Raw genomic sequence first — 19566 nt, forward strand, 5'->3', positions numbered from 1 at the left:
GTTTTCAAAGATCAACTTGCTATTTAAGGCCAGCTATTTTATGTTAACTTCTTCTTGGTGGTCTTCTTGTTATGCACTTTTTTCAAATCAGGAGCTTTAAAAATCATTCATATTTTTTCTCAAAAACTCTTGACTATTATTAGCTGGTCTTTCAAATATTGAAAAAGTATAGATAAATTATTTTTATAATTTATTTAATGTTTGATTGAAATCAATAAAAACCCAGACTAGTTACCCTAATTAAACTTAAGGTACCAGTTTGCAAAAACACACTGAATCTTCTTGCTTTAAAACAACGTGCTTAAAACTATAGGTTTTGCTGTCAGTATTTATTATGTATACATTATGGGTTAGGCCCTTGGGCAAGACGGGATGCTATTTGTTCATCACCTAAAATTCCGTCTATTTTCGAAATTTCAAATTTGTAATTATGAACAGACTGCTTTTTCATATCGGGAGGAACAAAACTAGAAGAGCAATTTGGCTGTAACTTTGATGAAATGTACAAACTGTTGTGTGTCGCTTCTTTGCCGGAGAATTACAGGTTTCGCCTTTTACGGCATTTTAAACTTTATGAAATAAGCTTTCATTAGAATTCTTTTATTGACCGTCATTATCTATGCACTTCTTTGCTGCCTAGTAACGGACCCAGTACCGAATGCCTTCGTTCTTATGTCAACTTGCGTTTCATTGGTTTTGATTCCTCCGGAAAAATACATCTTGAAATTGTGTCCTGCGTATCCCAGTCCTGCGGTCTATTTCCCTGACACTCAAGTCTTGCATGAATTAGATTTTTCTGATATCCTCTAATTGTGCCGTCTTAGTCATACCGCTCCTCCTGTATGTTCAGTTAATTAACATAATCATGCTGGGGACTTGATTAAGGTAGCCTATTTTCTACCGGCAACCTAATCACTGTTGTGTTTTCAGATTAACCAATGCATCTTTGCCGACCTATCTTTTGATAAGCTTGTTTTGTGATTTACATAATTATCAAGGAGAATACACTTATGTTGACTTTTCGCATTATTAATGTAACAATATGCCCATTTTGTTACATTGCCAATAGCACAAAAATTATTATTGTTAGCATGTTTAATATTAATAATATTTTTTTTTAATTTTTTTCGTATAAAAAACCATGTATCTTTTTTATAATATTTATGATAAATTTATATAAGCAACGGCAGTTGCAATATATTATTTTATTAGAGATATAAGAGAATTCGGGTGGCGTTACGGAAACACCAATACGCTTAGCAATTAACAACTTTTGGTAGGGGAGGGACAGGTTAATGACCGTAGAACCTATTCGAAACAAAGCAAAAATCAAGCAAATGTATTATTATTTAAACGGTAAAGATCCAAAATACGGTCTGCTGTTTAAATTCGGCTTGAACACAGGCCTGAGAATTAGCGATATTTTGCCCTTAAAAGTTAAAGATGTTTATACAGCAGACCATCGTTTTCGGGAATATCTTATCCTTAAAGAAAAGAAAACCGACAAAGAGAAAAAAATAAAAATCAATGATTCCCTCAAAAAAGAAATAGACAATTATGTGAGAACTCATAACTTGACGCAAGAAGATTGCCTGTTTGCAAGCAAAAAAGGTGGGCATATAGGTAGAATCCAGAGCTACCGTGTATTGCGTGAGGCTGCTGAAGCTGTAGGTATTGAGAACTTTGGAACTCACAGCCTGCGCAAAACATGGGGGTATTGGACTTACAAGATGTCCAGCTATAATATTGGACTTATTATGGATACATTCAACCACAGCTCACAACGGATAACACTGCGTTACATAGGGGTAAATCAGGACCAAAAAGATGAGCTGTATTCTTTGGTTCAATTTTAAAACGGTATAAAGTCCCAAACTATCAACAAAATAGTTTGGGGCTTTTATTTATTTTATAAAAAATTTAAAACATGCAGGAAAAAAAAATATCACGTCGAAGTATATATTTTAAAGTAACAAAATGGGCATATTGTTACTTTGAATCGCAGGAAAATCCTTCCTTATCCTTAGTCCTCTTACTTTCTTTTTAAATTCGTTTTCTTCCCTAATAATTCATAACCTTAAACTTGAGCATTACAACCGGATTGACCTAATGTAAATGCTTGGCTATAATTAATAATAAAATAAGGGCAGGGATTGGAATGGATTTATTTACAAGAAGCTATGATAAAGATTGGAACCGTATTGTATACTTAAAAGTATTGGAAAATCAAGAAACATATCTTCATTTAAAGGATAACCGGACATGTAAATTAATCCTTTTTCTTGAGGGGTATTCTACCGTAAAATATAATAATCAAACAGTATTTATCAATGCTCCTTCTGTTATTTGCTTGAATCATCTGGATACTATAGAATTTGACAATAACCCTGACTGCAAAATAATAGCCCTCTTCTTCAAACCGGCTGCCTTAAACGATCAATTGGAATATACTCTATTCGATAAAAATCTTTATGAAAAAATGGTAGGAACAACGCTGTTTCAAGATATGGTCTTGTTAAGCTCATTTTATGATATTAACAATTCAAAACGTGAGTTTATACTATTAGATGCTGTTTCTGCCGTCAGCCTAACACGATTACTAAAGAAAATAAATAAAGAGCTAGCAGAGCAATCAGATGGATATTGGCCATGCAGAAGCAAGTCTTACTTTATTGAATTGCTCTTTTTTCTGGAGGGATTACGTTGTAACGAGTCATTGCAAAACCTGAGTATCGAATTGGATAAAAACAGTATTGTGCATAGCATCGTCCAGTATCTCAATCAAAACATAGATAAGAAAATTACGCTTGAACATTTAGAAAAAACATTTGCATGCAATAGAAATCAAATTAATAAAGAATTTCAAAAGGAACTGAATACGACAGTAATGAAATATTTTACCCAAATGAGAATGCAGCTAGCCGGCATTTTGTTAAGAGACACCGAAATACCGATACTCGATGTTGCACTCAGAGTAGGGTATTCCGATGCCGGTTATTTTTCCAAAGCGTTTAAATTATATTACGGTATTTCCCCCAGCGAATATCGTAATTCCTTTTATTCTACGATTTCACCGGCTTGATAGGTTCCGCTTAAAACTCCGGTTGCAAGTATGTTCCCGGTTGACCCCTTTGAAGTATCAAGAGCTTCAATAATCTTGTCCATCGATGAATTCGGATTGTCAAAGTCACCCTCATAGGAATCCGGAGAGTCCTTTAAGGCAAATATCATAACCTCATATGTATGAACTCCGCCCGGCGGATAAGGGCCAATGTATTGGCTGTTTTCAAGCTCCGCTCCCAGCTTGAGTTCCGTCACCTTGACGTCCTTTGCAATCCAGTGGCACCAATTGCTTGCTGAGATATCAATCATATAGATGGCATAACACGAAGCATTTTCAACCGGCGTCCAAGATAATTGGGGTGATTTATTTTCACCCAATGATGCTGTGATAACAGATTTCCATTTTCCGTCACTGTTTAGGGAAGAAGAAGTAATCTGAATTTCCTCTCCCGGCTTGATCGCCTTCAAAGACTGTTCCGGTTTCGAGCAAGCAGAAAAGGTTAGAGTAACAAATGCACATATGACAAGAAATACAGTCAATCGTTTCATGAAATCCCTCCCAACTTTATTCAATATAAATTGTAATGGAAGTTGAGATTACATGGAATAAAAAATCTGCACAGATACTTGGAGAATTTGCACAGATAAGCCTAATTTATAATTTGATGAATTAACAAATCTTTACAGTGTTTTTGTGCTAAAGTAAGGGATTTTTTCTAAGCACATGCATTGTTCCAACAATTGCAAAGTACAATAGAATCAGAAAAAGCCCCAGAACCTTCAATATCATTTTGTCATATACAAAAAAGCAGAAAACAGCAGCTAAAGTCACACATATCCCTATGTTTACAACACATCTTTCCATCTTTATAAGCTTCAAAAAGCCTTTCGCTTCCTTATTCGTCGGGTCAATACTCAAAACTTTTTCAAAAATTTTTTTTGCTTTGCGCCAATTTCCAAGATAAGCCTCTGCCTTTCCTGCAAACAGCAGTTTATTTTTTTCAGAAGCTTTTGTGTTCATATATATCCCAACCAACTCTCTCAAATAGTCTTTTCCTCTCTTTTTGCAAGCATGAAGCAAGCATTGAAGTACGATAGTATTTGTATAATCTTTGCTAAAGGCTTCCTCCATCATCCTTATACCTTCTTCTTTTTTACCTCTTTTCCACAACGAAAATCCGTACAAAGCCCGGGCATCGGCATCTTTTGAATATACATTGCTTATTTGGTTGTAACATTGCTCGACACTATCATAGTCACCTTTTTCAATGTAATAAAACATCATCGCTACATATACTGTAAACGGACTGATACCGTATTTTAATGCGTTTTGACACAATTCTATTGAATTATCAATTCTGCCCACGTGATACTCGCATATGGCCATTAAATAATAACCGTCGGGAAACTCCGGATATTTTGATATTAAATCCGATGCAATTGACCTGGCCTTTTCAAAGCGCTCCATGCTGATAAAGTATTGTATCCGCTTACTCATTTCATAGTGTTCCGTATTAAATCTATATCTCATCGTAATCAGCCTCCGAGATATCTTTTGTATTTTTTCAAGAACACTTCCACCTCTTTAAACATACCGCTTCTGCTTCCGTATTTTAAATAAGTCTCCATTATTCCAAACCAATCAAGAGTTGAAGGATTTGTCTTGTCTATAGCCAAAAGTAAATCTCTCATACCAATTTTTCTTTCCGTTCCCGTTTTCATAATTGAATTAATTGCATTCTCAGCTGCGATTTCAACTACATTTTCAATATCCGCGCCGGAATACAATTGAGTCCTTCCTGCAAGTAACCTATAATCTATATTTTCAATGGGCCTTCCCTTAAGTTTTAAAGCAAATATCTCCTTTCTTGAATCTAAATCCGGGGGCATTACAAAAATAAGCCTGTCAAAACGCCCTGGTCTTATTAAGGCAGGGTCAACATCCCAAGGCATGCTGGTAGCACCAATGACAAGTATTTTTTCGTTTTTGCTTTGTATACCTTCAAGCTCAACAAGAAACTGATTAATAACATGTCTCGTGTTCTCACTTGACACTTTTGCACGGTTAAAACCAATCATATCCATATCATCAAAGAACAGTACGCAAGGACTTTTTTCCCTCGCCTTTGAAAATCTTTCTTTAATTTTTTCAGGCCTTACTCCAAAATACGGTTCCAGAACGTCTGTTATACGTACCGGAATAAAATTTGCTTTACACTCACCTGCAATTGCTTTTGCAATAAGGGATTTTCCGCATCCCGGGGGGCCATAGAGAAGAGTAGCTCTTCCCAATTTCTTCTTGAATTTCTCATACAACTTCTGAGAAGTAAAAGGCTTTATAACTTGCATTTTTAAAATGTCTTTTAGATCATCAAGTCCTCCGACATCAGAAAAAGTAATGCTTTTATCTTTGGCTTCATCCAATGGGACATATTCTTTCCTCTTTCCTTCTATAACCTTAAATGATACAGGCTTATCAGAAACCTCTTTTTTATTTAATTCCAAATCTTCAGATAATTTTTCCCGATTTTGGCAATTCTCATTGTCTTCTACATCATTATATTTTTGTAAATTTAATGGGTCTTGACTATTATCATTAGATACGGATTCTTTATTATTAGAGTAAAGCGACTTTGATAAATTGCTGAGAGTTGTAACTATCTCGTTTTTAATACTATCATCACAATATTTTAATGCTTCTAAAAATGCATCTACAGCTTTTATAATATTATTATTTTGAGCGTATTCGAGCCCAAGCAGATACCAAGCATTACTATCTTCCGGATTTGCTTCTATCAGCTTATTTATGAGTTCAATTTTATCCATTTTAACCCCTCATAAAGTGATTATCAAATTCATTATATCATAAATATATGCCACTACTAACAAAAATAAGGTAACAAATCATAGCTAATGCATGAATAATCTCCAATCATGAATTCCTTAAATAGCAATGCTCATTTTGTAATATCTTGAGTCCAGGGCGGGAAATGTCTAGAGAATAGGGATATAAATCGAAAAATGATGAGGATTTGAATTCCTCATAGGTACGATAAAAACTGTATAAACAATGTATGGTACAATGTTTGTGTAAGGGTTTCAATTCCTCATAGGTACGATAAAAACCTCATAGTCTACACCGGAGACAAAAAGTGTCTTAGCGTTTCAATTCCTCATAGGTACGATAAAAACGAGGAGAACCGCAAGTATTCCCTGTTGAAAAAGGGGTTTCAATTCCTCATAGGTACGATAAAAACTTTAAGTATAACATAGCTTTTTTACGTTGTCAATAGGTTTCAATTCCTCATAGGTACGATAAAAACTGAAGACCTTCCTTTCTTAACGAGCACATGTTACGCGTTTCAATTCCTCATAGGTACGATAAAAACGTTGACTATCTCGGTTATCAATTCCATCAGTGGCGGGTTTCAATTCCTCATAGGTACGATAAAAACGTCTGTTTCTTGGAAATACCAAGTGCCGCGGCTAAGGTTTCAATTCCTCATAGGTACGATAAAAACTATTTTTTCGCCATGTTCCCATATCCTGCATGCTATGTTTCAATTCCTCATAGGTACGATAAAAACCATAATTTTCAAACTCTTCTAAAAAATCATTGAAACGTTTCAATTCCTCATAGGTACGATAAAAACCCGTGTGCATTTGTGGCGCCTATGGATAGGGCCTTGAGTTTCAATTCCTCATAGGTACGATAAAAACAATGATATGCAATCCCGAACTCATGATATAGCTTGAGTTTCAATTCCTCATAGGTACGATAAAAACAATTTTGGGCTTGCAATATATATTGGTATGTAGTAGTTTCAATTCCTCATAGGTACGATAAAAACGACAGGCGTTGCCGCAATGGAGAGTGGAGCCGATGATGTTTCAATTCCTCATAGGTACGATAAAAACGCTGTGCCAGATGTACTTGTTGTTTACCTGCCGCTGGTTTCAATTCCTCATAGGTACGATAAAAACTAAAGGCACAAAAAAAGGGCCAGGAGCAGCTCCAGTAGTTTCAATTCCTCATAGGTACGATAAAAACCAGTTATTGAGCCTATCATGAACGCGATATCGGCAGGTTTCAATTCCTCATAGGTACGATAAAAACTATCACATCGTTATTATATAGTCAATGATTATTTATGTTTCAATTCCTCATAGGTACGATAAAAACTATGTCAATGCTGGCTAAAAACTAACTTAATATTTGGTTTCAATTCCTCATAGGTACGATAAAAACCTGGTATATTTCCCCGCCGCAACCTTCGCAGTATGCGTTTCAATTCCTCATAGGTACGATAAAAACGAAAAGGCAATAAACACATTTTCGCCATTTGTAGAAAGTTTCAATTCCTCATAGGTACGATAAAAACCTTTATGTAGGCGGTTACGCTGGAAAAGTCTACAAGCGTTTCAATTCCTCATAGGTACGATAAAAACCACTTTGTTGTAGCAACAGGTCTTATTGGTAACAAAAGTTTCAATTCCTCATAGGTACGATAAAAACCCATAAAGCCCGCTAAACTCCTGCTTTTTATTTTACCCAAATATAGAATAAAAAGCAATACAAAAAGAAAAAAATCCCTCTAAACGGCTACAAATCATCATTTAAAGGGATTTAATACGGTTTGTCGATCTCCCAGCTTTTTTACACTACTCCACATCTACAAACTCATAGAATAAAATTGTTAGGATCAACATTCTTTCCAATAACCTCTCTCTCAGTATACTTCATAGTTCTAAATTTGTAAAATATAACTGAATCTTCAGCATTATCTACCTTCATCCTTACCTCTTCCTTAAGTTTATGATAATTAGCTTCCGTCAACTCCCCTTCAAATACAGAATTTTGAACCCAATGAAGGTACTTTCTTCCAACCTTTAGAACCTTGCTATTTCTTCTTTCTCCTGCATCATACACCATAATAACAAACATTTAAACCCTCTCCTTACCACGAAGCAATATATGGCTTATATTCTTGCTCCTCCATAAGATGTTTTTCAAGCTTATACAATTCCAACCTGATAAGTCTCCTGTAAGAGACTTCCCTCCCTAAAGGTTTATACATCAAAGTTGCATTAAACTTTTCTAGCATTTGTGATACAAACTGCTTTCTACCTTTATCATTCAAAACAATTCCTCCGGCTTTTTCTTCAAAATGCTTGCTACTCAACATTTTCTTACTAATCAATGTAAAAATCACTCTGTCTACAATAATAGGCTTAAAGACCTCTGCAACATCAAGATTTAAAGTAAATCTCCTGTGGTTTGTAGAATGAAGATATCCTATTCGTGGGTCCAGATGAGTTTTATATATCTCGCTTAAAACAGTAGTATAGAGTAAGCTGTTTCCAAAGCTGATTAAAGAATTCATACGATTTTTGGGAGGCTGTTTTGACCTTTTATCAAACTCAAAATACTCATCGTTTACAATGACATCAAAGGAACTATAGTAAATCTCTCTTATATTACCCTCTATAGCCATCAAATTGATAATTCCATTCATCTCATCTACTTTCTCCGCCAAATCCCCAATAGCCGTTATCTGTTTATTCAAATCCTTTTCCCGGTTGTTGTAGTATTTCAAAACTGCAAGCATATTTTTCACACTGCCATGTATAAATTTTTTAGCAATTGCCATCCTCTTATTCTCATCAAGATAATGCTCTGCCTGCTTTAATATCATAAAACCGGAATTATAATGCTCCCTAGGATAATAGGTTCCTGTATAATACTCATTGTAGTTATAGAAGTGAAGAAGTATTTCCTTTTGGGTTGCCAGCTCCAAAAACTTTTTAGTAACGGTTACTTCACCGAAAATATAAATATCACTAATATCTTCAATCGGAAGATAATTTTTCGAATCTTCACTCTCAAAAAGTACTGTACTGTCCTTCCTTTTCAACTCTCCATCGCTAAAAATAAAAGCACTTTTCTTCATCTTTCTCCCCCCCTACGCCCAGCAAAGCTCCGAGTACGCACAGTTTTTACAATACTTGCACTTCTCTGGAAGCGGCGGCTTTTCAAGATTCACTATCTTAAAAATATCTACAATAACTGCATCCAACTCTTTTTCAGAAGCTTCATCCAATACTACTTCCTCCCTTTTTCTCTCCTCGGGAAAAAGCAGTATTCCCTTGGCGTCAACTCCGGATTTTTTAATTTCATAAATATAGAATAAAAGCTGCATTCGGGCACTTTCTTTAAACTTGGAAGACTTTTTTATCTCCTGGACTATAATCTTACCATCGATACTATCTGCAACATCAACTTTGAAATTATCAAAATCGATTTCCTTTTTCTCTCTCGAATATGCATTTTCATGAATAAACCTTCCGATTTCAATATTTTCATCTTCCTGGTCCGCACTTATTCCATGGGCAATGAGCCATACCTCACGTTTGCAAATGAAATAATACCATATCAGTGTTCCATTTATTCTTACATCTGCTTCCTGCATACACATCCTCCCTTCGACTCAAAATAAATAATGGGTATTGGAATCATCCTCCTCATAATCAATTCCATACTCACTGTTGTATCTAATTTTAAAAATAGGTAAATTGTATTTATTGCTTATTTCCAGCCTTCTTATATACTTTTTAAACTTGCTTATTGAAACAGGTATCTCATAAAGAGATATCATTTTATAATCCTTGTTTTCAAACAGTTCTTCAACAATTTTCATATACTCATCTGCAGGAATAACGGGAACTTTAACAACATCAAACTTTCTAGTGGCGAGATTTTCGTCTTCCTGGAAAATATTTACATCAAAAAAGTTGTATCTTTGCTCAATATCACGTATAATCTCTGTCCCCAGCTTATAATCTTCATCATACAGATTAAATCCCTCGTAAGCTTCCTCAACCATAGCTGCAATTTGATTTTCCGTTAACCTACCGCAGTTATTTTTTAATACCTCAACAGTTCTGTCAAGAATGTCCTTCTGTTTTCGATAGACGTATTTTACAGCAGTATCCGAAGGATTAAAAACATAAAAGCTTCCAAAGCTTATAAGGCCGTGACGATTACATCTTCCTGCCCTCTGCACCAAACTGTCTATAGGTGCACATTCCGAAAACATAACATCAAAGCTCACATCCAAAGACACTTCTATTACTTGGGTTGATATCACAAGTTGATAAGGATTCCCTTCCTTAGATGTCAATCGGCTCTCTTTTTCTTGCCGGTCAATCATTGTAAATTCAGAATGAAGGCATAACGCTTTAATTTCCTTTTTAGAGTAGTATTTATATTCCCTTTTGGCAGTTTCTACATCATTGACAATAAGAGCCACCTTTTTTCCCGAGGATACTTCCTCAAGCACCTTCTCCCTTATGCCCTCAAGGTCGGTATCCAGGTATGTCCATTCATTGCTGGCTCTTTCCATAAGCTCCTTTGCAATCACCAAGGATTTTGACTCAAGAAGGTTTAGAAAGTGATCCCTTAAAAACTTCGGCATGGTTGCACTCATCAGCATAACTCTGCCGCCGTATTTTTTTATCTTTTTTATAACGGAAGTTATAAGCCCTATGGTATAACTGTCATAAGCATGTATTTCATCAAAAATGACCGAACTTCCAACCAGTGCATATTCCTTCTGGTTCCACAGTCCCGTATGAAACTCCGTAGACAAAAGCTGGTCAACTGTCGAAACCATTACTGCCGGAATAAACGCTTTTTGATGTAAAATCTGAAATTTGTCATAATCGTTTTCCATTTCATCCTCTTTTGATTTTCTATAAAAATACGTCTCTGCTCCTGAATGGGAAAGTCCACAGCTTGTTTTTGGAAAATAGCAGGTTGAAAGTCTCTCGTAGAGACTATTGGAAGTAACCATTGTCGGCATGAGAAAAATAATCTTTGACGTTCGGGAATTCTGAGCCCACATTAACGCCGCCTCAGTTTTTCCCGAGCCTGTAGGTGCAATTGCTACAATATCACCGTATGTATTGGCACATATTGAGTGAAACTCCCTTTTCACATATTTTTTGTTTTCCCTCTCCAATTTTTCCTTAAGCTTCTTTTCAATATCATGGGCAGATACATTAATAAAGCATACATCATTATAGTCAATCTTAGATGAAGCTATCCAGTCGCAGTTCTGTAAAAGTCCTTTCGATACAGAATAAATCAATCTCAGCTTTTCCCTGTCTTTATCATATAAAGCTAAAGCCAACTTTAACAAAGCATTCAGGTAATTGTTAATATTCCTTCCTTCAACACTACCTTTTCCATCAACTTTTATTCCCAATTCTCGGGCAACTTCCAACGCATGTTTTACAGCCTCTTCTGAAATCTCAGGCCACTTATCCTGCCAAACCCTTTCCCGCTCAAAGCTTTTCAAATCAGCGGAAAGTGTCTTGTGATGCCCAAGTACAGACAGTATGTGATATGGAAAGTAGGCTTCTTTACTCCTTTCATTTACCATAAGAAAAAGGCACGAAAGAACTTCGTGCCTAAAGTGTTTTACCCCTGAAAGCTTCTTTTTTTCTATTATTCTCTTCATGAATTCTTGAAAATACGAATTAAGCTTTCCGAAATCGTGGAAAACTACAGCAGTTTTCATTTTTTGAATGAAATCCTCAATGTCAATACCATAATTTGAAAGAATACGTTCAAGGACCGGATACTTTGACCGAATTTCAAAGTCCAGTATCTCAGTGCACTTTTTAACATGATACTCGTATGTTCCTTCATAATCGTCGACAGGCTTTGCAAAATACATCTAGAGCACCCCTCTTATCCTTCGTGCTTCATAACGGCTGCAAATTTATTGCCAAATACAAGGACTTCAGCTTCTGTCTCCAATACATGGTTGTCTCCCATAAAGGTTATGTCCAAATATTTTACAGCCTTTCGTACACCATTAGCATCAAACTCAAAATCACAAGGCAGTTTTTTGACTATAGGAGGCTTTAGTGTAAGACTTATCTTTGACTTCTTCACCTTTTCCCAATCAACTTTGAGCTTTCTCGAATAATCCCCCGGCAGCCATGTATTTGTCAGAATTTTTCTTTTTTCACAGCTGATTTCCTCAAACATTTCCACAGAACATATCTTGGCAATTTCATCGCTATTACCCAAAGTTATTGCATAAACCGGATTTTCGAAGGCATCTGCAAGCTCTCTTATAATTTCACGCTTTTCGCATACAAAAAATATCTCAACTTTTAAATCCGATAAGAAATTCCTTATAATAATAGCATTGGTAATCTCCCCGGATTTGAGCTTTGTATAATTCCATAAATCCTTTCCTTTTCCTTCGCTGTTTCCATTGCATCCAACCATAACAGCGTTCTCTTTCATAAATGCCAGTGCATCCTCAAAAGAAAGCCCTAAAGCCGCACCTGCAATTCCCGTTATAGTGCTGGGCGGCGGAAGGGGCATTGTGTCATGATAAAGCTGAGCCCCGGGATCTCTAAAAGAAGCAGTTTTTGCATAAAGTGTAACCACTAAACCATACATGGCAATACCTCGATTCTTTTAGTCTTTATAGTACTCCTCAACCCAAGAATGGATTTTTTCAAAGCATTGCCCCAAAGGAAGCGCCATTTCACTGTCTTGACGGAAAAACCCTTTTCTTTCTCCGATGGAATAATCAATTATCTGTTTTTGAGAATCATCTATGGTGTTTTTTACAAGGCTTATATCAACAATACCATTGGAACTAATTTTGATACACTCTAAAAATAAGGGGTTTTTAACCTTCAAAAGAGCAGCTGCCACAAACTTGGGGGATACATCGCTTAAAAAACGGCTTTGGCGTCCTACTGTCCATAGATTCTGTATCGCATCAACAAGTGCCTTTACTCGTTTTTTCTTTTCATCCTGTGATAAATTCAATTCATACTCATCCCCGGGACTCTTTTCTCCAACTCTATCCAGCTCAATTAACACGGTGCCCACATAATATCCGGAATGAATCTCGGTTTCAAATATATTCGGCGTCCCTCCGGCCTTTACCGACATATAATTTGTGCCAAAATCCATTCCTCCTCCATACGCCTCTAATGCCACAAGGGGAGATACTCTTACAGGACTCGTCCTTTTTACGGTTTTGCTCGAATCTGCATTCATAAAACCAAAAAGGTCGTCATCGATATATTTTGAAGGCTCACACAGTGTAGATGCTGCTCCTTTCTTTTGTTTAGCAACTGTAGTTTCCGAAAGCTCCCATCCCATTGATGCCAATTGCTCCCTCAAGGCCCTCCTTACAGCCTGGGATGAACAATAGGGATATTCCTTTCCGTCATTCATCTGTATTTTCTTTATGCTTACAATATTGTCCGCTTCCTTGTCGGCTCCATTTAGTGAGGAATATGTAGCTTTTGTAATGTATGTAATAGTAATAGCTTTGGCATCTTTCATGATTATTAATCCTCCTTCTCTTTGCTGTTTTTCGCATTATAAATATTCAAAGCACCAAGCACACAGTAAGCCCTGAAATCTTCAAAATCCACCTCTTCCAAAATTCCCTCCAGGATGTTCTTCGATACCGCAATCCCGTACCTGAACTGCAGGTTGTTAAGCTGGTTTATAAAGTCGGTTTTTGTCCTTGATTTCCTCAGTTGATACAAATCTCCTTTAATTTTCTTTAATGCCTGCTTCTCGCTTTCGTTTTCCGTCTTGGCCATCTCAACTGCCTGAATTACAATCTGTTTTCCCAAATTGACGGCCGTTTCAATTTGCTCCTTGTTCATCTCATCACCCCTTATTATTTGGTCATATTCTATTGTGAATTTTAAAATATTGCTCATGGAAATTCTTTGCTCCCTCATAACCATCCTGAAAGCAAACTGTTCAATATGTCTTAAGATACTGTTTTTTCTTAAAACATTTCTGAGTATCTTCTCCCTGAAAGCATACTTTTCTTCGTACAGACTGCTAAACAGCTTGCGCGTATTAACTCCGGATTTCTTCATATGGTGTATCAGCCTGTAAAAATATCCAAGCTCATCATATAAAACAAGGTTTTTTGTCAAAAATGTCTGTCCACTGTCCACTGCATAAAACACGTTTATTTGAACAGGCATTTTGCTGAGTTTCTCGATAAATTCAAAGAAAAAGTTGTCCGAATTTGCATCATCCGAAGTTTCTTCACTTTCAGTGCTCTCTTTCAAAAGCAGGCTGTATTTTTCCTCCATAAAGGCCCACAGCAGCTCATAAGGTGCATTACATTTTCTTATGAGGCTGTCCTCTTCCTGACCAATATTGGCATAAAAATATTTGTCGTCCAACATCCGAAGGCTGGATAACGAACCAAACTCCTTCTGCATCTCAATAAGCTTGTCAATGTCCGGTGATGTCACTTGAATAACAAAGAGAGAATCATTGGTTCTTTTATATGCTAAAGACTCAATTGCAAATTTGGATACAAATTCACATTCCCAGCAGAGTTTTGCAGGATTCTTTCCTTGGGAATTAAATGATTTTGTTGCATTGGAACTGGCAAAAAGCAAGAACGATGGGAGACCTACTTCTGTCACATACTGTGAATGCTTTCCGCAAACACAGCACACCTCGCTTTTTCCTTTTTTCTTTTCTTCCGGCAAAATGGCGAGTTTCTGATGACAGACAGGCTGACTTAAAAGCAGTAATTTTTTTGAACCCCACAATTTGGTTTTGGTTCTCTCCAAAAACTCATCAACTCTTGATTTAAGAGGCTCTGTAATGTCACCGTAAGGAATCCCTTCTCCTTGCCAACTCCTTGCACCAATAAACAAGCTTACAACAGGAGTCGGATTCCTTTTGGGCATCAACTTTATTTCGTCATTCTCTTTATTATAAACTACAAGTTCAGGATTCTCCTTCTGCTTTATAGTAGAAACATTCCAGTACCTTTCAGCCAAAATCTCATAACAGGTTTCAAAATAAGCCCGAAGAGTATCCGCATCTTTACTTCGAAATCTTAAGGCCTGATTTTGGCTGTCCACATTCACCTCAACATTAAATTTCAACAATCTCTCATCCTGACTTTTAAAAATTGAATAAAGCCCTGCAATACCAGCATCGAACCACCAATGCCTCCTCAACGCTATACTATATTCCACAGCACCACCCCCTATATTAACTTAAAGCATCCAAAACCTTGGGAATTCTTCCCTCCAATCCCCGCATCATAAGCGAGCTTTATAATCTCCTGGTTACCTTTTAAAACAAAATCCCCCATCCATCCCTCTATAATAAACCCATCATAACTGCTTATAACTTTTGTGCATTTATCCGAAATAACCTCTATATCAAAATCAATATTGCTCTTGCAATCTTCTTTGTAGAATGCCCTGTATTTTTTAATCAAATTATCCCTTATAATTCTTTTGAAATCGTGATTATACGGAGAAAAGTAGACTGTTCTTTTATCATCCAAAGTTGAATAAGCTGTGACTGGTGAAAGCATCCTTATTTTCTGAATACTCTTCGGCTCTTCCATAATAATATCCATTTTATTTACATAAGCTTTATGGCCTGCGATTTCTACATCTCTTTGCAGAAGAGATAAAGACAAGTCAATAAAAAAATCATCGTAGCAAGAAGAAACAATTAATTCTACAGGAGATTGATATATAATTTTTTTCCTTTTGGAGTCAATTGAAAATTTGCCTTGAAGTCTTGAAAATGTAAACATTTTATATTTACGTTTTTCATAAGAAAATCCCTTATCATGTATAAACTGCGCCAAATCTTTATCCATGATATTTCTATATATAAATCCCTGAAGAATTTTATTATAGTTGAACGGCAACTCAAGACTTTTGTCGAATTCAATACTAACTATAAACCTCATTTTTTACTCCCCTAGATACTGCAAAATGGAAAACTATTAACACAAATATAATTCTTATTCTAAATAATAACACAAAAAATAATATGCTGCAATAATGATGAAAATAAGAAAAATAAGAAAAATAAGAATAAATAGACATAATCCTCCTATACCAAATAATATAATGCAATTTAAAATACATTCTGGTATAATATTTTCATTAAAAAATTATACAAGATGCGTTAAAGGACTTCAAAAAACATTTAAAGGTGAGTCAGATGTTAAAGCAAAAGATATTAAACGGAAAGTCGGGTATTATTACTTACGGAATAACCCCTCCTAAGAAAAACAATACAGAAGAAAAGATAAAAGAAATATCCCAAAAACATATTGAAAGAATAAATGGTTTGGATATTGACGGTTTGGTCATATACGATATTCAAGATGAAAAAGACCGTATTTCCGAAAACAGGCCGTTTCCCTTTATAGAAACCGTTGATCCGCAAATTTACAGCGAAAACTATTTAAAAGATTTAAAAATCCCCAAAATCATTTACAGGAGTGTTGGCAAGTACACCCCGGATGAGTTTCGTAATTTAATACGTCCGGTTTCCGGTGAAGATGCCTTTTCTGTCTTTGTGGGCGCAGCTTCAAGAAATCAGTCCGTGCTGCTAAAATTGTCCGATGCCTATAAAATAAGGCAAGACACAAATCCGGATCTTATGTTGGGCGGTGTTGCCATACCTGAAAGGCATATGAAAAATTTCGATGAGCATCTTAGAATAATTGACAAAATCAATAAGGGCTGCAAATATTTTATTACTCAAGCCGTATATAATGTTGAGGCTGCAAAGGATTTTCTGTCCGATTATTACTACTACTCAAAAAATAGTAACCTGACAATGGTTCCGGTTATATTTACCCTTACTCCTTGCGGCTCGACGAAAACATTGGAATTTATGAAGTGGCTGGGAATCAGCATACCCAGGTGGCTTGAAAATGACCTGATGAATTCCGAAGATATACTAAACAAATCAGTTTCCCTCTCAAAGTCCATATTTAACGAACTGATGGAATTTTGCCTTGAAAAAGGAATTCCCGTAGGCTGCAATATTGAGAGTGTGTCCGTTCGGAAAGTCGAAATAGAAGCTTCAATTGCTTTGGCAAAGGATATAAAATATATGATGAAGGGAATATAGAATCTTCCATATTCCCTTTACAACTCTTTTTTATCTTACTGCAAGAAAGTAGAGAATAACAATCAATCCCAATATAATTCTGTAATAGCCAAACGCTTTAAAATCATTTCTCTTAATATATCCTATAAGAAATTTGATAGCGAAAATCGAAACCGCAAAGGCAACAATCATACCCGTAATAAGTATAATTAATTCAATTTGCGAAAAAGCAAATCCAAACTTCACGAGCTTTAAAAGGCTTGCCCCAAACATAACGGGTATTGCCAGGTAAAACGAAAACTCTGCGGCTATTTCTCTTGAGCAGCCGATCATTATTGCGCCCAGAATTGTTGCACCGGAACGGGATGTTCCCGGAATAAGAGCAAGAACCTGGAATGCTCCGATTAACAGTACAGCTTTGTAGCCAAGCTCATCAAAAGTTTTGATTGCAGCAATCTTTGACTTATTGCGGTTTTCCATGATGATAAACAAAACACCGTAACCAATCAATGTAATAGCAACTGTTATGTAGTTGTAAAACATTGCATCAATTTTATCATCAAATGGTACGCCTATCAACGCCGCCGGCAAGGTAGCCGCCAGCACCTTAATCCACAAGGAAAAAGTATCTTTTTTTATATGCACACCGTTTTCGAAAGAAAAAGGAAAAAGCTTGTTCCAATATAGAACAACCACTGCCATAATGGCTCCAAGCTGTATGACAACCCTGAACATTTCCATAAATTCATCGGACATATTTATCTTTATAAACTCTTCTGCCAGAATCATATGCCCGGTACTGCTTATGGGCAGCCACTCTGTAATTCCCTCGATAATGCCTAAAATTATCGCCTTAATTAATTCCACGCCGTTGCATCCCCCTGCAAATGTATTTTTGTATCAGTTCAATATACCGTATGTCTGTTTTATAAGTATACCATATAAGCCAAGTTTATGACTATAACATTTTTGTAATATTGAATTTCATCCAAAACTTAAGAGCATACTTCTATTTCCCTGACCTCTTCGTTTCTTGACTTTATATACTTCCATTTTCCCGAAGCATACCTAAAATACACAATAGCTGCCCTTGTATATTGATCAAGCACCAGAGCTGCCCATGCGCCTATAAGTCCCCAGTGGAAGAAATGCACAAAGATATAAGCAACCACCACACGGAAAATCCATATGCCAAAAGCAGATGAATACAGCGGGAACATAGTATCCCCAGCTCCCCTGAGCACGCCGGCAAGAGAAAGCTGTGTCGACTGTCCGGGCTGGGCCAAAGCCATTATTTTAAGCACAACACTGGCCATTGCAGCCACTTCCAGTTCTTCGGTATATAGACATGCCAACGGATACGAAAACAAAATAAACATTACTCCCATAAAGCAGGCAACAGCAATAGCCATATGATGTATGATGTCTGCATACCTTTGAGCCCTCTCCTCATCATTTGCGCCAAGACTTTGTCCCACCAAAGTCGTACCGGCAACACCGAAAGCCATGCTGGGTGAAAAAGTGAGCCCGCAGATACTAAGACCTATTTGGTGAGCAGCAAATGTCATAGTTCCCAAGCTTGAGACTGTACGTGCAAACATCATAAGACCGCCCTGAATCACAAATTGCTCCAGTGCCGACGGCAAACCTATAGAGAAGACTTCTCTGGCAATGTCAAAATCTATTCGATAACTGCCCTTGACCTTAATTGAGATAGTAGACCGTTTTGAGAAAAATACTATATACAGGCTGACCGCACAGGCTATAAATCTTGATATAGTAGTGGAAATCGCAGCTCCTTCCACCCCCAATTTGGGAAAGCCAAACTTTCCGAATATAAGCAAATAGTTTCCCAGGACATTGAAAAGATTGCTGCCCACATTGTAAATCATGGGAATCGTTGTTTCCCCGGCCCCTCTTAGAGCAGCTGTAACTCCCATGTTAACTGCCTGGAAAACCAGCCCGGCAGATACTATTTGAAAGTATGCGGTAGCGTCCTTGATTGTATCTGCCTCTGCTCCCATAAATACTACTATCTGATGAGCCAAAGCAGCTCCTGCCACACTTACGGCAATTCCCATAATAAAGTTTAGAATAACGGACTGCCGTGCAACGGTATTCGCCTTTTCAGTGTTACCGGCACCAATATTCCATGCCACAATGGTGGTTGTACCCACGTTAACAGCCGCAAACACTGCCAACAGAACCATAAAAGGCGAAGTGGTAAGTCCTACGGCAGATATCGCTGCCGAACTGAGCCGCCCTACCATAATAGTGTCAACCATACTGAACAAAGTAGACATAACCAATTCTATAAATGCAGGCCATGTGAGGGATATTACCTCTAGCCTCATCTTCCTGGAATAACTTTGGGATTGTTTGATTTTACGTAAAAATCCCAGCAACTTAAATTCCCTTCCTTCTTTTTTGTAATGTTACTATTATACTCTTCGCATCAATAAACTTCAAATATATATTTTGCCTATAAAATAGTTTTTAAATTGCAAGTTTAATTGCCTTACAAAATCTTACAGAACCCTGTTTTA

Annotated in this window: 16 protein-coding genes and 1 CRISPR repeat array; of the genes, 3 read left to right on the forward strand and 13 right to left on the reverse strand. The window is 36.6% G+C overall.

Translation table 11 applies throughout. From position 1 onward, the window contains the following. Window positions 1-1295 precede the first annotated feature (1295 nt). Together PLH43_RS08785 and PLH43_RS08790 are read left to right on the forward strand one after the other, a co-directional pair. Window positions 1296-1856: a tyrosine-type recombinase/integrase gene (locus PLH43_RS08785; protein WP_324362166.1), complete on the forward strand. Its 561-nt coding sequence runs from the start codon at window positions 1296-1298 to the stop codon at window positions 1854-1856. 302 nt (window positions 1857-2158) lie between these two features. Beyond that, a complete protein-coding gene (locus tag PLH43_RS08790; RefSeq protein ID WP_324362168.1) occupies window positions 2159-3082 on the forward strand; it encodes a helix-turn-helix transcriptional regulator in 924 nt (307 codons plus the stop codon). Here the strand turns inward: PLH43_RS08790 and PLH43_RS08795 are convergent. The 11 genes from PLH43_RS08795 to cas6 all read right to left on the reverse strand — a co-directional run bounded on the left by PLH43_RS08795 (window position 3058) and on the right by cas6 (window position 15863). Next, entirely contained in the window at window positions 3058-3612 is a 555-nt protein-coding gene (locus PLH43_RS08795) for a YbhB/YbcL family Raf kinase inhibitor-like protein (RefSeq protein WP_324362170.1), read from the reverse strand. The two genes, PLH43_RS08790 and PLH43_RS08795, sit on opposite strands and share 25 nt — an antisense overlap. Window positions 3613-3760: 148 nt before the next feature. Next, window positions 3761-4594 carry a tetratricopeptide repeat protein gene (locus PLH43_RS08800; RefSeq protein WP_324362172.1) on the reverse strand — a complete coding sequence of 278 codons (834 nt, stop codon included), beginning with the start codon at window positions 4592-4594 and terminating at the stop codon, window positions 3761-3763. A 5-nt stretch (window positions 4595-4599) separates the two neighbouring features. Further along, complete coding sequence (locus tag PLH43_RS08805) at window positions 4600-5889, reverse strand: AAA family ATPase (protein WP_324362174.1); 1290 nt, start codon at window positions 5887-5889, stop codon at window positions 4600-4602. A 204-nt stretch (window positions 5890-6093) separates the two neighbouring features. Further along, a CRISPR array of direct repeats spans window positions 6094-7579; the repeat unit is 30 nt; unit sequence GTTTCAATTCCTCATAGGTACGATAAAAAC. A 165-nt stretch (window positions 7580-7744) separates the two neighbouring features. Further along, window positions 7745-8008, reverse strand: coding sequence for a CRISPR-associated endonuclease Cas2 (gene cas2 / locus PLH43_RS08810; RefSeq protein ID WP_324362176.1), 264 nt, complete (start codon window positions 8006-8008; stop codon window positions 7745-7747). A gap of 13 nt (window positions 8009-8021) precedes the next feature. Beyond that, the gene (gene cas1b / locus PLH43_RS08815; protein ID WP_324362178.1) at window positions 8022-9014 is read right to left on the reverse strand and encodes a type I-B CRISPR-associated endonuclease Cas1b; all 993 of its coding nucleotides are present in this window, start codon (window positions 9012-9014) and stop codon (window positions 8022-8024) included. Window positions 9015-9026: 12 nt separating this feature from the next. Then, a complete protein-coding gene (cas4, locus tag PLH43_RS08820) occupies window positions 9027-9533 on the reverse strand; it encodes a CRISPR-associated protein Cas4 (RefSeq protein WP_324362180.1) in 507 nt (168 codons plus the stop codon). An 18-nt stretch (window positions 9534-9551) separates the two neighbouring features. After that, a complete protein-coding gene (cas3, locus tag PLH43_RS08825; RefSeq protein WP_324362182.1) occupies window positions 9552-11804 on the reverse strand; it encodes a CRISPR-associated helicase Cas3' in 2253 nt (750 codons plus the stop codon). A 14-nt stretch (window positions 11805-11818) separates the two neighbouring features. Further along, complete coding sequence (cas5, locus tag PLH43_RS08830) at window positions 11819-12544, reverse strand: CRISPR-associated protein Cas5 (protein WP_324362184.1); 726 nt, start codon at window positions 12542-12544, stop codon at window positions 11819-11821. 18 nt (window positions 12545-12562) lie between these two features. Continuing rightward, entirely contained in the window at window positions 12563-13447 is an 885-nt protein-coding gene (gene cas7i, locus PLH43_RS08835) for a type I-B CRISPR-associated protein Cas7/Cst2/DevR (RefSeq protein ID WP_324362186.1), read from the reverse strand. Between the two features lie 5 nt (window positions 13448-13452). Next, a complete protein-coding gene (locus PLH43_RS08840; protein ID WP_324362187.1) occupies window positions 13453-15129 on the reverse strand; it encodes a hypothetical protein in 1677 nt (558 codons plus the stop codon). An 11-nt stretch (window positions 15130-15140) separates the two neighbouring features. Then, a complete protein-coding gene (gene cas6 / locus PLH43_RS08845; RefSeq protein ID WP_324362189.1) occupies window positions 15141-15863 on the reverse strand; it encodes a CRISPR-associated endoribonuclease Cas6 in 723 nt (240 codons plus the stop codon). Between the two features lie 257 nt (window positions 15864-16120). Between cas6 and PLH43_RS08850 the strand changes: the two genes are divergently transcribed. Continuing rightward, a complete protein-coding gene (locus tag PLH43_RS08850; protein ID WP_324362192.1) occupies window positions 16121-17041 on the forward strand; it encodes a methylenetetrahydrofolate reductase in 921 nt (306 codons plus the stop codon). A 30-nt stretch (window positions 17042-17071) separates the two neighbouring features. Here PLH43_RS08850 and PLH43_RS08855 read toward each other — a convergent pair whose 3' ends face one another. Both PLH43_RS08855 and PLH43_RS08860 read right to left on the reverse strand, forming a co-directional pair. Then, window positions 17072-17887 (reverse strand): undecaprenyl-diphosphate phosphatase, encoded by an 816-nt coding sequence (locus PLH43_RS08855; RefSeq protein ID WP_324362194.1) that lies wholly within the window; start codon window positions 17885-17887, stop codon window positions 17072-17074. Between the two features lie 128 nt (window positions 17888-18015). Further along, complete coding sequence (locus tag PLH43_RS08860; RefSeq protein ID WP_324362196.1) at window positions 18016-19374, reverse strand: MATE family efflux transporter; 1359 nt, start codon at window positions 19372-19374, stop codon at window positions 18016-18018. Window positions 19375-19566: the final 192 nt, after the last annotated feature.

It is taken from the genome of Acetivibrio sp., from assembly GCF_035371925.1.
Classification (GTDB): domain Bacteria; phylum Bacillota; class Clostridia; order Acetivibrionales; family Acetivibrionaceae; genus Hungateiclostridium.